Source organism: Gabonibacter massiliensis (assembly GCA_001487125.1).
Lineage (GTDB): Bacteria > Bacteroidota > Bacteroidia > Bacteroidales > Marinifilaceae > Gabonibacter > Gabonibacter massiliensis.
Genome location: LN913013.1, coordinates 1557317 through 1574006, shown reverse-complemented (window position 1 = coordinate 1574006; position 16690 = coordinate 1557317). Strand labels below are relative to the sequence as shown.

At 44.0% G+C, this 16690-nt stretch carries 8 protein-coding genes; all 8 read left to right on the top strand.

All coding sequences use genetic code 11. From position 1 onward, the window contains the following. Window position 1 precedes the first annotated feature (1 nt). The 8 genes from BN3283_RS10975 (at window position 2) to BN3283_RS10940 (ending at window position 16670) form a co-directional block, all read left to right on the top strand. The gene (locus BN3283_RS10975) at window positions 2-1531 is read left to right on the top strand and encodes a RagB/SusD family nutrient uptake outer membrane protein (protein WP_059026664.1); all 1530 of its coding nucleotides are present in this window, start codon (window positions 2-4) and stop codon (window positions 1529-1531) included. 2 nt (window positions 1532-1533) lie between these two features. Next, window positions 1534-2295 (top strand): DUF4843 domain-containing protein, encoded by a 762-nt coding sequence (locus BN3283_RS10970; RefSeq protein ID WP_059026663.1) that lies wholly within the window; start codon window positions 1534-1536, stop codon window positions 2293-2295. A gap of 11 nt (window positions 2296-2306) precedes the next feature. Next, window positions 2307-3959, top strand: a complete 1653-nt coding sequence (locus BN3283_RS10965; RefSeq protein ID WP_059026662.1) for a PKD-like family lipoprotein — start codon at window positions 2307-2309, stop codon at window positions 3957-3959. Between the two features lie 109 nt (window positions 3960-4068). Beyond that, window positions 4069-6387 carry a S9 family peptidase gene (locus BN3283_RS10960; protein ID WP_059026661.1) on the top strand — a complete coding sequence of 773 codons (2319 nt, stop codon included), beginning with the start codon at window positions 4069-4071 and terminating at the stop codon, window positions 6385-6387. Window positions 6388-6477: 90 nt separating this feature from the next. Continuing rightward, complete coding sequence (locus BN3283_RS10955) at window positions 6478-8796, top strand: S9 family peptidase (protein ID WP_082667135.1); 2319 nt, start codon at window positions 6478-6480, stop codon at window positions 8794-8796. Between the two features lie 120 nt (window positions 8797-8916). Next, on the top strand, window positions 8917-11304 hold the full coding sequence (locus BN3283_RS10950) for a S9 family peptidase (RefSeq protein ID WP_059026659.1): 2388 nt from the start codon (window positions 8917-8919) through the stop codon (window positions 11302-11304). Window positions 11305-11347: 43 nt separating this feature from the next. Next, entirely contained in the window at window positions 11348-13990 is a 2643-nt protein-coding gene (locus BN3283_RS10945) for a zinc-dependent metalloprotease (protein WP_059026658.1), read from the top strand. Window positions 13991-14060: 70 nt separating this feature from the next. Then, window positions 14061-16670 carry a zinc-dependent metalloprotease gene (locus BN3283_RS10940; protein ID WP_059026657.1) on the top strand — a complete coding sequence of 870 codons (2610 nt, stop codon included), beginning with the start codon at window positions 14061-14063 and terminating at the stop codon, window positions 16668-16670. Window positions 16671-16690: the final 20 nt, after the last annotated feature.

Below are 16690 nucleotides of genomic sequence, written 5' to 3'. Positions count from 1 at the left end.
TATGAAAAAATATAGATTTTTATTGTTATTGTTTTTACCATTCTTTATATCGGGATGTAACGAATGGTTGAACGTGAAACCGGAGGATGAAATTGATGAAGAAGATCTTTTTGATTCTGCTGACGGTTTTCGTCATGCGCTGAATGGTATCTATTATACCATGGGAACAGGGAATTTGTATGGAATGAATATGAGTTGGGGTATAGTGGATGCTTTGGGGCAAGTGTATGATTATTCGTATGGCTCCAGTGAGTTGAATGCTATGGAGAGAGGTGCGGCTGCATATAGTTGGGATAACGAGTATCTGAAACCCAAGATCGAATCCATGTGGGATGAGACGTATAATATCGTGGCCAATTGCAACAATCTTATAAAAAATATAGAAAATACCGATCCGGCTATGTTTCCCTTGAAAAATCGGGAGAAATCGATGATTTGGGGAGAAGCTTTAGGTTTACGCGCATTTTTGCAGTTCGATATGCTGCGTTTGTTTGCTCCGGCACCTGTAGCTCAGCCAGGAGGTAGAAAATTTATTCCTTATATAAACGTTTATCCCTCTTATATCTCAAACCCGAAAACGGTAGACGAGTGTTTAACATTGATTATCGAGGATTTGAAAGAAGCTAAAAAATTGCTTTGGCAGATTGATACCGCTAAGTCGTTTAGTCCGTCGGTAACCTTTGAGACACCGGGAAACGGGGATAATATCTTTTTCACTCGGCGGGGGTATCATATGAATTATTGGGCCGCAACAGCTTTATTGGCACGGGTTTATTTATATGCCCAGAAAGAGACGGAGGCATTGGAACAAGCCAATGAAATCATCACTTTTGTTGCCAAGAATCGTGCTTTTCCGTTTAGTACCTCTTCCGGCGGTTCAAAATTATACAGAGACGTGATTTTTGGCTTGTACGTGATCGATCTACCGGAATTAAATCAAAAAATAAACGATATTACGGATGAAAAAATTGCAACTTTTCTCTGTATATCCGAAATTGAAGGTAATTATTTCGGGTCAGATTTGACATATGATGATAAGATTGAAACCTTTAAATCGAATGATTCTCGTTATATGAATGGGATTGATGACTGGAAAAATTATAATTCTTACTATCGGTTAAAGAAATATGATGTTCCGACAACGGGAGGTTCTACCGCAATAGAAATTAGCAAAACATTGCTTCCGTTGATCCGAATGAGTGAGATCTATTATATGGCCGCTGAAATTTTAGCTGAAAAAGATGCAGACGGACTTGCAAAGGCTAAGACTTATTTGAACTATGTAAAAGAGGGACGGGGCTTGAGAAAAACGGATCAATCGATAAAAGATGTGAATAATGCGACTTTAGAGGAATTCAATCATCTGTTGATTAATGATATGCGTCGGGATTGGATCGGTGAAGGTCAGACTTTCTACCTGTATAAGCGTTTGAATAAAAATATTCCGAGCGAAAGAGGTAAAACGATAGAGGCTAAAGAAGAGAATTTTGTCGTTCCCGTACCGAATAGTGAAACTAATATTAATAAATAGTTATGAAATCTTTTATTGTTTTTGCGTTAATATTGATAGGAGGATTGACCTCCTGTGATAGAAAAGGAATCGAAGAGTTTTCCGATAATAAGATATTTCTTTCTTTTGTAGCGGATGCGACGGTAGATAGTACCGTATTATCCTTTAGAACCTATAATGAAGATAGAGTTTCTGTGGAGATTCCAATAAGATCCAAAGGAAGATGGTTAATAGAGAACCGGGCATTTAGTGTGTCCGCTGATCCCAAATTGACGACATTGCCGGCTGAGTTATATGATTTACCGGAAAAATGTGAGTTTTCTGCCGGACAGGAATTAGATACGATAACGATTACTTTTTTGAATGATCCCCGGTTAGCCGAGCAAGCGTATCGTTTTGTATTGCAAATAGACGAAAGCGAGGAGGTGAAAGTTGCTGCCGATATAAAGTATCAACGAGCTATATTTCAGGTGTCTGATAAATTGGAGCGCCCAAAATGGTGGACGGAGTTGGATGGCGGATATAGTGGTAAACCGTCATTTAATGTGGCCGAAAGTTACTATCTCGGAGACTATTCTGAAACTAAATACGTTATGTTTTTAGAAGAGTTGGCCAAGGATGATATTGTTTTCGACGGGAAAGACCGCTTGGTGTTAAAAAAATATGCTCAACGATTAAAATACCGGGTAGAGGCCTTTAATAACGATCCGGCTAATCAAGTTGCCGGGTTGACCCCGTTGAAAGATGAAAAAGGCGAGAAAATAGTAATTCCTGTAGTAGGTTAAAAAACAAGGTTATGAAAAATAATTTATTATGGATATGGATTGTATTCTTATGTATCGGTTGTTTGGACGATAAGAGCAACTATAATTATAAGGATATAAATGATTTTGAAGATTGGCAGAATGTAGGCGTAAAGAATGTACAAAGTAGTTATACGCTTTATCCCGGAGAGTCGGTGACATTGGAACCCAAAGTTCGTTTCTCGATAGATACGTTGAATCCTGACGCTACTTATGCTTGGTATATAGAGAAAGATAAGAAACTGACGAAAGTTTGTGATCAACTGTTTTATACGCATGAAGCAACGACAATCGGAGATTATAGATTGGTACTGACCGCAATCGATAACAAGACGGGAGTTACTTTCAGTGAGGATATAGATATAGATGTTGTATCTCCCTGGAAAAATGGCTGGATGGTACTGTCGAAAGGGGGATCGGGCGAATCGCAACTCTCGATGATTCTGTCTAAAAAGCAATCTAAGTTTGTAGTGGATGTTGAGACTGGAAAAGAGAAGGGTGTGGACACGGTGGTTTATGTCGGACAAGATATAAATATTGTTCCTAATTTAGGTAGGGGACCGCGAAAATTAGTGGAGAATTTTATTTATGAAGAGTGTTATAATAGTGATATTGAAGATGAGGTAATGGTATTACAAGAAAGCGGTCCGGTGGAATTGGAAGGAAATCACTTGACTTTAGTAGGTATGGCTCGAGATGAGTTTTTCGACGGGGTTCCGGCTAACTTTGACCCCGTGAATGCCGCACTTACCTGGGGGGGTAAATGGTTACTCGGTAGTGATAATTATGTTTATGGAGCAACCATGTCTGTTGCTTCGGATTTACATTCCGGCCGTTATTTGAAAGAGCCGATATTCAACGGGAAAAAAATAAAGCAATTATTACCTTATTGGAAAGCTTCTTCTTACGGAAATATTGCTGTTATCGGAATCGATGAAAATAATACCTTTTTCGGAATTGTAGATCAATGTAATATTAAAGATGCTCATGGAAACGACTTTACAATCGTTGCCGGTGGAAATTATACGGGTAGTCTGATGGAATTGGGGAGTATTAAGGGTGCGGATGAATCTTTGTTTAAAAATATCGATGGAGAGTATATTTTTCATGCTTGGGTAGATCAACCTTATCAAAGTGGGAGTTATCTCTCCGTATTGAAAAGGGGAAATGCTTATTACTGGCATTATTATACGTTTAAATTTGATGGGTATCGCTATAAACCGGGGATGAAAATGATTGCATCGGAGAGCAAGAGTGGTCCTTTGGATGTTTCCGTTATGAATGGTCATCAAGCTTTAGGTGTGTTGCCATGGAAAAAAATATTGATGATTGCAAGTAATAATACATTATATGGATTCTCCTATGAAAAGGATGACCCGGTTTTTGTGCAGATGCTTGATGCCCCGAATTATAGATCTGAAATTGTGGATATTGCTGTAAAGGATTATGATCGGGATACGCATAATGCACATTTAGCGGTAGCTTTAAAGTCCGGAGAAATTTATGTGTATGAAGTGAAATATGATAAAAAAGAGGGGACGGTAGAATTATTGGAAATTTATCATAAGGACGGATTCGGAGAGATCGTGGATTTGGAATATAAATTCGGTTCGGGAACAAGACCAGGAGCAAGTTATTTATATTAATATGTTGTTTTAGTATTTCGATAAATAGTCGAGGGGAGTAAAAACTCCCTTCGGTCTATTCCTTTTTATTTGTTCGTGTGGGTAATCGTAAGTAAATCAGAAAAAACGTATGAAAAAATTATTGTTATTACTGTCCTTGGTGTTTGCTTTTATGGGAGGGGATGCCCAGCAGAAAGCAAATTATAAATTGGCAAAGAAGTTTAGGAACATTTCATTCGGAAGTGTGGTCGGGAAGAATAGTATGAGTATTTTTCCGAAGGCTATTAACGGTACGGATAAGTTTTGGTTCGAGTTTTACACGGAAGAGGGGAGGTTGTTTTATTTCGTCGATCCGGCGAAGGGAGAAAAGCGGTTGCTTTTCAATAATTCGGATATCGCGCAAGGGGTGAGCCGGATTACCCGGAAGGCTTATAACGAAAAAGATTTGAGGATTTCGAGTATCGAGTTTTCAAAAGACCTGACGAAAATGACCTTTTCGATGGACGGTAATTACGAATTTGATTTTAAGACTAAAAAAGTAAAAGCTTTGCCGGAGAAAGAGGTATCGGAAGAGGATAGGCAAACCCGCTACTCTTGGATGGTCTTTTCTCCGGATGAGAAATATATCCTGTATGCTAAGGATCATAATCTGTATGTACGGGGCAACAAATACAAGGGAATGGATACGACAGAGATCCGGTTGACCACCGACGGCGAAAAATATTATTCCTTTGCCCGGGATGCTGAACAAGACTCCAAGGGGGAAACGGAAACCAATGCCCGTTGGTTTAAGGATTCCCGGCATATTTTTATGGTCAGGGAGGATAGCCGGAAATTGCAGGATATGTTCGTGATCAATTCTTTGACGAAACGGCCTACCTTGGAAAGATACCGTTACGAGATGCCGGGAGAGAAGAATCTTTGTCAATACGAATTGTGGATCATGGACGCGGAAAAAAAGACAGCGAAACGGGTTCCGGCCGATAAATGGACGGATCAGTACATTCAGGTGATCGAGCCGGGTAAAAACGGGGATAAGATATTCTTTCAGCGTTTTAAACGTACTTGGGACGAGGTGGATATTTGCGTGGCCAACACGGAGACCATGGAGGTAAAAGAGCTGATTCACGAGGTGGATAAGCCTTACCGCGATTACCACATGCAGAATACGGTAATTCTGAATGACGGAAAAGACATCCTGTTCCGCTCGGAGCGTACGGGGTGGGCCCATTATTACCATTACGACGGAAACGGCCGGTTGTTGAACACCATCACATCCGGTTCTTGGGTGGCCGGACAAATGGCCACTATCGATACGGTCGGTCGCACGATTTATTTTTACGGGCACGGCCGGGAAAAGGGAACGGACCCTTATTACTACATGCTTTATAAAGCACATATCGATAAGGAGGGGGTAACCTTATTAAGCGGGGAGAATGCCCAGCATTCGGCAAAATTCACCCCTTCCCGGAAGTATTACGTGGATACCTACTCCCGGGTGGATATGGAACCTAAGATCGTGTTGAAAAACAATCAGGGGAAGGTAATTATGGAGTTGGCTAAGCCCGATACCCGGTTGTTGAAAGAGATCGGATGGATCGCCCCGGAGCGTTTTAAAGTAAAGGCGGCCGACGGGTTGACCGATATATACGGGATCATGTGGAAGCCGGCCGATTTCGACCCGAATAAAAAGTATCCCATTATCTCTTCGGTTTATCCCGGTCCTTTTTTTGAATACGTAAACACGAGCTTTACGATCAACGACAGCCATAATACGAAATTAGCGCAGCTCGGATTTATAGTCGTTGCCATGGGGCACCGGGGAGGCAGTCCCATGCGGGGAAAATTCTACCACCGGTACGGTTACGGGAGTTTACGGGATTATCCGCTGGCAGACGATAAGTATGCCATTGAACAGTTGGCAGCCCGTTACTCTTTTATCGATGGGACGAAGGTGGGGATATTCGGTCATTCCGGCGGCGGTTTTATGTCGACGGCTGCTATCTGCACCTATCCCGACTTTTACACGGCAGCAGTTTCTTCCGCCGGAAACCATGACAATAATATCTTTAACCGGGGTTGGTCCGAGATATATCATGGAGTAAAAGAGACGGTCAAAACGGTAAAAGGGGCTGACGGAAAGGATAGTACCGTTTACGAGTATACTTGTAAAGTGCCGACCAACATGGAGCTGGCTAAAAATTTGAAAGGACACCTGCTGTTGGTTACGGGAGATATGGATAAAACCGTACACCCTGCCAATACGCTTCGTATGGTCGATGCTTTGATAAAGGCGGGTAAGAATTTCGATATGGTCGTGCTTCCGGGAAACGGACACGGTTTCCGCGGAGCAGCCGAGGCCTTTTTCGAGTATAAACTCTGGGCTCATTTTGCCAAATACCTTTTGGGAGATGACTCTGCCGATTATTGGGAAAAACTAAATAATTAAGTGATTGAATGATTCAAAGATTAAGTGATTGGGAAAAATGTGTTAATCACTGAATCTCCCAATCACCGAATCATAAATAATTTTTAGATGATGCGTATTATTTTAATATATAGTTTACTGTTGGGGTTTGTCTTGGGTGCTACAGCCCAGCAGAAAGCCAATTATAAACTGGCCGAGAAATTTAATAAAAGAGCGATGACGGGAGTCTCAGAAATGAGTATGGCCATTCATCCGGAGTTTATTCATAAGTCGGATCGTTTTTGGTATAGTTTTACTACTGAAGAAGGGAAGAAGTATTACCTGGTAGATCCGGCGAAAAAAGACAAGAAACCGCTTTTCGATCATGAACGTTTGTTTGCGCAGCTCAGTAAAGAGACCCGGAAGGCCTATAATCCTAAAGATTTTTCCCTGCAGGATATAGAGTTTGCCCAAGACGAAAAGTCTTTCACGTTTGAGTTTGACGAGGCGAAATACCGTTATACCTTTAAGACCGCTTCGGTGGAGAAGATCGATACGATAAAACCCTGGTCGGGGTATGCTTCATGGATGAAGTATTCACCGGATAGCTGTTATATCCTGTATGCCCGGAATCACAATTTGTATGTGATGGGGAATAAGGCAAAGGGAAAAGATACCACGGCTATTCAGTTGACTTTCGATGCGGAGAAGGATTATACCTTTGCCAAAGAGTTTGCGGATTCGGACACGGAGGTGGAGACGATCGCTTCGTGGATGAAGGATTCGAAAAAAGTTTATGCCGTCCGGGAAGATGCCCGTAAGGTGGAGGAGCTGTTCCTGATCGATCATCTGGCTAAACCTCGTCCGAAGTTAAAGACCTATCGTTATGATATGCCGGGGGATAAGGAGATTTCCCAAAGTCAATTTCTGATAATCGATATTGAAACCCGGAAGATCACGGAAATAGACATCGATAGATGGCCCGATCAATACGTGGATGTTTTGTATACCGATAAGAAAGCGGAGAAAATTTATTTTGAGCGGGTCAACCGGGCTTTCAATGAAAAAGAGATCTGCGTCATCGATGCTAAGACGGGAAAAGTGAAAGTATTGATTCATGAAGTGGATAAACCGTTTTTGGATTTTAAGATGGCAAGCGTCTCTTTTTTGAATGACGGTCAGGATATATTATTTCGTTCCAACCGTACCGGGTGGGGACATTATTACCTGTATGACGGCGAGGGAAACCTGAAGAATACGGTTACGGCCGGGGGGTGGACTGCCGGGCCTATCGCGGAGATCGATACCGTGGGACGTACGATTTATTTTTACGCCTTAGGCAAGGATAAGCATATCGATCCTTACTATTATACGTTGTGTAAAGCGGACTTGGATAAACCTGGTCGGGTGGTACAGTTGACTTTTGACAATGCCACGCACATGGTGGATTGGTCTAAAACCTTTAACTATTTTGTGGATACTTATCAACGGGTGGATATGGAACCTCACTTCGTCGTGAGGAATAAAAAAGGGAAAAAAATAATAGACTTGGGTAAAGCCGATATTTCCCGGGTGAAAGAGATGGGCTGGAAGGCTCCTGAACGTTTTAAAGTAAAAGCGGCCGACGGGATAACCGATTTGTACGGGGTGATGTGGAAACCTTTTGATTTTGATTCTACCAAACACTATCCGATTATCTCTTCGGTTTATCCCGGGCCCTTTTATGAATACGTGCCTACTCAATTTGCTGTTATTCATGACCGGAATACCCAATTGGCTCAGCTGGGTTTTATCGTAATTGCCGTGGGACACCGGGGAGGAACGCCTATGAGAGGAAAGTATTACAACACGTATGGCGCCGGAAATTTGCGGGATTACCCCTTGGCCGACGATAAATACGCCATCGAGCAACTGGCCGATCGTTACCCTTTTATCGATGCGACAAAAGTCGGTATATACGGTCATTCCGGGGGAGGATTTATGTCGACGGCAGCCATTTGTACCTATCCCGATTTTTACAAGGCCGCCGTGGCGGCAGCCGGTAATCACGATAATCGGATTTATAATAAATGGTTTACCGAAACCCATAACGGGGTAACGGAAGAGAAAAAGGCGATTAAGGATAGCGTGAACGGCGACCGGGAAGAGCATATTTTTAAATTCCAGGTACGTACCAATCAGGAGTTGGCTAAAAACTACAAAGGCGGACTGCTTTTGGTGACGGGCGATATGGATGATAATGTCCATCCGGCTCATACGTTACGGATGGCAGATGCTTTGATTAAGGCCGGAAAGAATTTCGATATGATCGTCTTGCCGGGACAGGATCACGGTTTCAGTGGCGATGCCGAACTGTTTTACGAGCGGAAATTATGGTTCCATTTTGCAAAATACCTGTTGAAGGATACCTCCGGAGATTACTTTTCCGGGATTGAAGAATATAAAAATTGACAATTGTAGATTGACGATTTTAGATTAGAAGATTCTGTATTTCGAAATTCTTAATTTACAATTAAATGATTCGAGGATTTGTAATTTACAATTTAAAATCTACAATTTAAAATTATAAATATGCGTATTATTTTAATTTCTGTTTTGCTGTTGGGGACGGTTTTGACGGCTACGGCTCAGCAAAAGGCCAATTACGAATTGGCAGAGAAGTTTCGGAATCTTTCTTTCGGACATTTGTCCAAGTTTAGTTTAGACATGTACCCGAGGTATATCAATAATTCGGATCGTTTCTGGTTTGATTTTACCACGGAGGAAGGGAAAAGCTTTTATTACGTGGATCCGGTAAAAGGGGTAAAACGACTCCTGTTTGAAAATGAAGATGTGGCACGACAGGCGAGTGAGATTACCCGAGCGGCTTACCATGCGCGGGAACTGGAAATTTCCGGTTTGAAATTCTCTCCGGACGGAAAAACGATCACGTTCAGGCTGGACACGCTTCATTGCGAGTATCATTTGGAGACAAAGAGGCTAAAACGGATAGCCAGGCCTGAACAGGCCGATGGAGAGCGTTATTCCTGGATGGTTATCGCTCCGGATAGCAGTTATATTTTATATGCGAAAGAGCATAACCTGTACATGAAAGGGATACCGGAAAAGGGGAAAGATACGACGGAAATACAGTTGACCGTGGACGGGGAGCTTTATTTTTCTTATGCCAGGGACGGTTCGCAAACAGGAGACGGGGAGCAGGAGAGTAAAGTCCGTTGGTTTAAAAATTCTAAAAAGGCTTATATCGTGCGTTACGACAGCCGACGGGTGGAAGAGCTGTTTTTAGTTGATGTCCTTTCGAAGTCTCGTCCGGTATTAAAACGCTACAAATACGATATGGCCGGGGCAAAAGAAATTTCTCAGCCGGAACTGGTTATCGTCGACGTGGAAAAACGTCAGGCGGTGAAGGTAAAAGCCGATAAATGGCAGGATCAGGAGATACAGGTGGTGTATGCGGCGGAGAAAGGCGATAGAATTTATTTCGAACGGTATAAACGGACGATGGACCAGGTGGAGCTGTGTGTGGCCGATACGGAGACAGGAGAGGTGAAAGTGCTGATCCACGAGGAGGATCGGCCGTTCGTGGATTATCAGATGAAAAACATCACCTTTCTTCATGATGGGGACGATATCCTTTATCGTTCGGAACGTACCGGATGGGGCCATTATTATCATTACGACGGGAATGGGGTGTTGAAGAATGTAATCACGGCCGGCGATTGGGTTGCCGGGACGATAATTTCCGTCGATACGTTGAGAAGAGAGGTATATTTTTACGGCTACGGCCGCGAAAAAGGGGTAGATCCCTATTACAGTCTGATCTACCGGGCGCACATCGACAAGGGAAATGTTAAATTGTTAGGAGGAGAGAACGCCCGGCATCGGGCCTTTTTCTCTCCCACGCATCGCTATTTTGTAGATATTTATGCGACGGTAAGCGATGAACCTGAAATCCTTTTGCGGGATAGGAAAGGCAAAGTCATGATGGAGTTGGCCAAACCCGATCTACGGCGTCTGTACGAGATGGGATGGCGGGCCCCGGAACGTTTTACGGTGAAAGCTGCCGATGGCATGACCGACCTTTACGGTATCATGTGGAAACCGGCGGACTTCAATCCCGACAAGAAATACCCGATTATCTCTTCTGTCTATCCGGGCCCTTTTTTCGAGTATGTAAATACGACATTCTCGTTGGATGACGGGTATAATACCGAGCTGGCACAACTGGGATTTATCGTGGTGGCTATGGGACATCGGGGAGGAAGTCCTTTGAGGGGGAAATTCTACCACCGCTACGGATACGGGAATTTGCGCGATTACCCTTTGGCGGATGATAAATATGCTATCGAGCAACTGGCCGATCGTTATTCTTTTATCGATGCTTCGAGGGTGGGAATTTACGGCCATTCGGGAGGAGGATTTATGTCGGTAGCTGCCATCTGTACCTATCCGGATTTTTACACTGCAGCCGTCTCTTCTGCCGGTAATCACGACAACCGGATTTATAATTCGGGATGGGTGGAAACACATCACGGGGTGAAAGAGACTCGTCGGGGGATGGAACCGGAGAAAAAGCAAAAAAGAAAGTCCGGGGGATGGGAACGCTTGCGTCCTGCCCACGAGATGATCGACGTACAAATGATGCGGGAGAAAGAATTTGAATACACGGTGAGTGTACCTATCAATCAGGCATTAGCCGAAAATCTGAAAGGCCATCTTTTGCTTGTGACAGGCGATATGGACGATAATGTTCATCCGGCTCATACTTTACGGATGGCTGATGCCTTGATCAAAGCCCGGAAAAATTTCGATATGTATGTTCTTCCCGGCTGTAATCACGGGTTTGGTAATGCCGGTCGTTTTTTCGAATACCAGTTGTGGCATCACTTTGCCAAATACCTTATGGGTGACGATTCGGCCGGTTATCAGACCGATCTGGATTATTTCATGAAGCGATAAAGTTTGTATTGTAATTTATATAAAATCATTAAATGTAGTTATTATGAGACTAAAAACGGTCATTTTTTTAGCGAGCCTTTTGCTTATCCAAAGTGCTGTGGTGCCGGTTTACGGGGCGTCCAGAAAAAAGAAAAAGGATAACAAGGAGGAAAAAGTAGAGAAGAAGAAAGAGACTTCTTACGACAAATTGTTCAAGGGAAAAAAGTGTGAGACCGAGAGAGGGGTGATAACCCTTCACAAGATGGATAATAAGATCTATTTCGAATTGCCCTTGAATATATTGGGAAAGGATATGTTGATCGGTTCTACCGTGACGGAAATCACCAATAACGGTTTTGCGAACGTGGGAGAAAAGCCGCATGACCCGATGCACGTCCGGTTTACTAAGATGGACTCTACGATTAACCTGCGCCAGGTAGTTTGCGCGTATACCTCGGAAGATAAAAACCTGATGGAGCGGATAGCGACCAGTACGGTTCCGGCCATTATCGAAAATTTTGAGATTAAGGCTTACAATACCGACAGTACGGCCGTGGTGATCGATATGACCGATTTCCTGTTGAGCGATAACGGTCAGCTGAATCCCTTCTCTCCTTATGCACCTATCACGTGGGGCGGTGCCTGGGTTGAAAAGGAGTTTAAAAAGGGAGATTCTCAAATTGCTAAAATAAAGGCTTTTGATGATAATATCAGTGTACAGTCCTCCTTGACTTATTTAGTTAGCTTGCGGGATAGAAAATTTTATTACTGGTACAAGGAGCCGTTCACGGCTGTGATGACCCGTACTTTTATGCTTTTGCCGGAAGAGCCGATGCGTCCGAGGATTGCCGATCCCCGCATCAATATTTTCTGGCAGGGGAGATCGGAATTCAGTAACGAGGGAAACGGCATGAAACCTCTTTATTATGCCAATCGCTGGAGATTGGAACCGAAAGATGAGGCTGCCTATCGTCGGGGTGAATTGGTGGAACCTAAAAAACAGATTGTTTTTTATATCGACAGTGCCTTTCCTGAAATGTGGAAGCCTTACATGAAACAGGCTGTGGAGGTTTGGCAAAAGACGTTCGAGAAGATCGGTTTTAAGAATGCCATCGTTGCCAAAGATTTTCCGACGGATGATCCGGATTTCGATCCGGATAATTTGAAATATTCCTGTATTCGCTATTCGCCTTCTCCGGTTGCCAATGCTATGGGCCCTTCCTGGACGGACCCGAGGACGGGAGAGATCATCAATGCTTCGGTTTATGTATACCACAACGTGATAAAGTTGGTGCAGGATTGGCGTTTCTTGCACACGGCCGCTGTTGATCCGGACGTGAGAAAGGTGATTTTGGATGACGATGTGATCGGCGATTGTATTCGTTATGTCGTTTCTCACGAGGTGGGACATTGTCTTTCCTTGATGCACGATATGTCTGCTTCTGCCGCGGTTCCGGTAGATTCGTTGCGTTCTCCCTCGTTCACTCGGAAATACGGTACGACTTACTCCATCATGGATTATGCCCGGAATAATTACGTGGCACAGCCGGGAGATAAGGAGAGAGGAGTGAAACTGACACCGCCTGAATTGGGCGTATACGATTATTTTTCTATCGCCTGGCTGTATACTCCTCTTTTAGACGCCGCGACTCCGAAAGACGAGGTTCCGACTTTGGCTAAATGGATTTCTGAAAAATCGGGAGATCCTATCTATCGTTACGGCAAACAACAATTCCGCACGCGCATCGATCCGAGCTCTTTGGAAGAGGATTTGGGAGACGACGCGATGAAGGCTGGTGCTTACGGTATTAAAAACCTGAAGGTCATTTTGGCTCATTTGAATGAGTGGGTAGGAAAAGACGATCCGGAGTATAAATACCGTTTGAATATGTACAACGAGGTCTTGTATCAATACTTCCGTTACCTGAATAACGTGTTGATGAATATCGGGGGAATCTATATCAACGAGCGGTATGACGGTGACGCTCTGCCGAGTTATGCTCCGGTGGCTAAGGAGAAACAGAAACGCGCCGTTCAATTTCTGTTGTCCCAATTGAAGGATATGGATTGGTTGGACGCCAAGGAGATGCAGGAGGGTTATCCTTTACGGGGGAACATCGCTTCCTATATACAGGATGAGATGTTTTTTGCCCTGATCCAACAGACGGCTAACGTGATGGTTTGTGCCAGCAAGACGTTCGATAAACCTTACACGGCGGAGGAGTACATGAAGGATATTTATGATTTCGTGTGGGCGCCGACCCGGCAGGGTAAAACATTGAGCCAATTGGAAAAAAATCTTCAGGTCGGCTTGTTGAGTACGATTATGGGTAAGGCAGGTATCGCTACGGTTCAGAAAGCGACTCCTTTCGCCTTGACAACGAATATGATTCGCATTCCGGAGTTCGTGAAAGAACAAAGCCGGGCGACTTACGGAATTTTGTCCGAAGAGTTTGTGGGAATGTATACCAACCGGAAAACAGAGGCTCCGGAAATTTCCGAACGGTTGATAGAGAAAGCCGAACAAATGGGCTTCGGTTCTTTCCTGGGAATTACGGCTCCCTATGTCGCAACGGATCATATCTATTTCGATACGTTGAAAAAAACATTGGCTTTGTTGAAAAGTAAAGCCGGCACGGGATCGACAGATACGAAACAACATTATAAATTGTTGATTTATAAGATTGAAAAGGCGTTGGAGAAATAGTCCGATACTTTTAGAATCTAAATATTTGAAACGGGTTATTTGTCAATCATAAATCAAAAACGAGAATTAGATGAAAAAATTGATGTATATAGGCTTTATTTCTCTTTTATTGATAGGTGTAAGCCATGATGCTTGGGCCAGAAAGAAAAAAGGAGAAAAGAAGGCGGAAAAAAAGGAGACCCTGACGGTTTACGACAAGCTGTTTAAGGGGAAAAAGGCGGTTACGGCAGACGGGTTCATGAAGATGCACCTGATGAATGGAAAGGTGTACGTGGAGTTCCCTTTGAATTTGTTGAATAAGGATATGATGTTGACCTCCTCTATTGAAGATATCAGCGATAACGGGGAGGGGGTTGTCGGTCAATTTGCCGGCCGGGGCAACCATTTCCGTTTTACGAAATTGGATTCGCTGCTGCAAGCCCGGTTGGTCTTGCGCCGTAAGGTGAAGAACCTGGGAATGGGAGAGAATGCCGACGATATGATCGAACGTTCCAATACTCCCGGTATTTTCCAGAGCTACAGGATCGAGGCTTATACACCCGATAGTACTGCTGTCGTGGTGGATATGACCAAATTCTTTATGGAGAGCTCCCGCTTTACCAATCCTTTTTCCAGTTATGCCGGCAATTCGTTGTTCGGTTTTATACAGCGGGTACATAAATTTCAAGAACACCGTTCCGGATTACTGGGAATAAAAGCGAATGAAGACAATATCGTGGTAACCTGTAACTTGGGATTTAACGTGGATCGCTTGGTTTTTGGTGCTTTTCTGCAAGCGAAGGACGTTCCCGTTTCCGTTACGGTAAACAAAATTCTGTTGATACTGCCGGAGGAGCCCATGCGCCCTCGGTTAGCCGATTCCCGTATCGGGGTGAGTCCTGTCGTACAATCGGAGTTGCGCGGAGTATGCGAGGGAATTAAACAGGATTACCTCACGAAACGGTGGAGACTGGAGCCGGTTGACGAGGAGAGGTATAGCCGGGGAGAGTTGGTGGACGTGAAGAAACCGATCGTTTTTTATATCGACACGCTTATGCCTGAAGCCTGGAAAAAATACGTGAAAGAGGGAGCCGAAGCCTGGAATGACGCTTTTGAAAAGATAGGTTTAAAAAATGTGATACAAGCCGTGGAATTTCCGAAAGATCCCTCTTTCGATGCCAATAACATCAGGAATTCGACCATCCGGTACTCTCCTTTGTGGATGTATTTCCCGCAAACTTCCATGCATACGGATCCCCGGACGGGAGAGATTCTGAATGCCTCCGTGTATATGCATGCCAATATGGCTTCCGTTTTTTATACATCGCGCACGGAAGAGACCATGGTGGCAGACCCGAGCGTGCGGAAAGCACGGTTGTCCGACGAACAGACCGGGGAGATGATTAAAGCGAAAATGATGCAGGTCATCGGGCGTTGCCTGGGGTTGACCGATAATTATGCCGCCTCTTCCGCCTACCCCGTGGATTCGTTACGTTCGGTCTCTTTCACGAGAAAATACGGAATCGTTCCTTCCGTCATGGATGATTTTCCCTGTAACCGTATTGCTCAGCCGGAAGACGTGAAGAACGGGGTTTTATTGGTACAGGATCGTTTGGGCGAGTACGATTACGAGGTGATTAAGTATTTGTATAAGCCGATACCGGGAGTAAAAGAGGTAAAGGCCGAAAAGCCCGTGTTGGAGAAATGGATCAAAGAGATGCAGGCAAAACCCTATTGTGTTTATAGACGGAATCCGGATTCCTGGGCCAAGTTCGATCCGAAGGTAGTCCGGGGAGATTTGGGCGACGACCCGATTAAGGCAATGAATTATATGTTGCCCAATATGAAAGGGGCTATCAAAAACTTTTTTGAATGGTATAAAGAGGGGGATTTGGATATGGAGGCCCGTCGTCTGTTCAACATGGAGTTGACGGGTTTGTTTACAACGACCATCCGCCCTTTGATGATCTATATCGGAGGTATCGAGATCTTCGACGTGGAAGAGGGGGATCAGGCGCCAAGCTATAAGGTTATCCCGAAAGCGACACAAAGAAAGGTGTTGAAGTACCTGTTCGATTTGTCGAAAGATCTCTCCTGGATCGACAACAAAGAGGTGTTGACCCAAATGCAGATCAGCGATCTCCCCTCCTTGAAGATGAGAAATGAAATCTTCAATGGCATCATGTCCCGTTTCCGTTACGTGGGAATTGCAGCCCAGAAATCGGGAGGAGATTATACTCAGGAGGAGTTTATTCAGGATATTTATGACGAGGTGTGGAAAAATACCATCCGGAACCGTCCGTTGACGAAACACGATATGGATATGGAACAATTGTTTTTAGCCAGTATTATCGCCACCTCCTGCGTGGATGCTCCGGCAACTGTTTTTGCCCCGCAATTCTCCGACGGACTTCGTTCGCTGAACCCGTTAGAGATAGAATTAGTCAACCAAATGCAGGTACAGGAGCAGAACCGTTTTACCCTTGATCGGCCCGCCGGAGACGAGTTCGAGGAGGTTGCCGGATATTCGTCTATTCCCTATTTTGAAGCGTTTGACGGTTCAACGGCCCATATCTATCTGGAAATGTTGTTTAAAACGAGGGATTTGATAAACCGGGCTCTCGTAAACAGCTCCGGCGAAACCAAATTGCATTATGAATTGATGCTTTACAGAATAAAGAAAGCATTGAAAAAGAATTAGTTAATCCATTTTTCATAATA

Bases quoted from the DNA above. Each gene is read 5' to 3' on its own strand.
- BN3283_RS10940 (WP_059026657.1), top strand. From the start codon at position 14,061: ATGAAAAAATTGATGTATATAGGCTTTATTTCTCTTTTATTGATAGGT.
- BN3283_RS10970 (WP_059026663.1), top strand. From the start codon at position 1,534: ATGAAATCTTTTATTGTTTTTGCGTTAATATTGATAGGAGGATTGACC.
- BN3283_RS10960 (WP_059026661.1), top strand. From the start codon at position 4,069: ATGAAAAAATTATTGTTATTACTGTCCTTGGTGTTTGCTTTTATGGGA.
- BN3283_RS10945 (WP_059026658.1), top strand. From the start codon at position 11,348: ATGAGACTAAAAACGGTCATTTTTTTAGCGAGCCTTTTGCTTATCCAA.
- BN3283_RS10955 (WP_082667135.1), top strand. From the start codon at position 6,478: ATGCGTATTATTTTAATATATAGTTTACTGTTGGGGTTTGTCTTGGGT.
- BN3283_RS10950 (WP_059026659.1), top strand. From the start codon at position 8,917: ATGCGTATTATTTTAATTTCTGTTTTGCTGTTGGGGACGGTTTTGACG.
- BN3283_RS10975 (WP_059026664.1), top strand. From the start codon at position 2: ATGAAAAAATATAGATTTTTATTGTTATTGTTTTTACCATTCTTTATA.
- BN3283_RS10965 (WP_059026662.1), top strand. From the start codon at position 2,307: ATGAAAAATAATTTATTATGGATATGGATTGTATTCTTATGTATCGGT.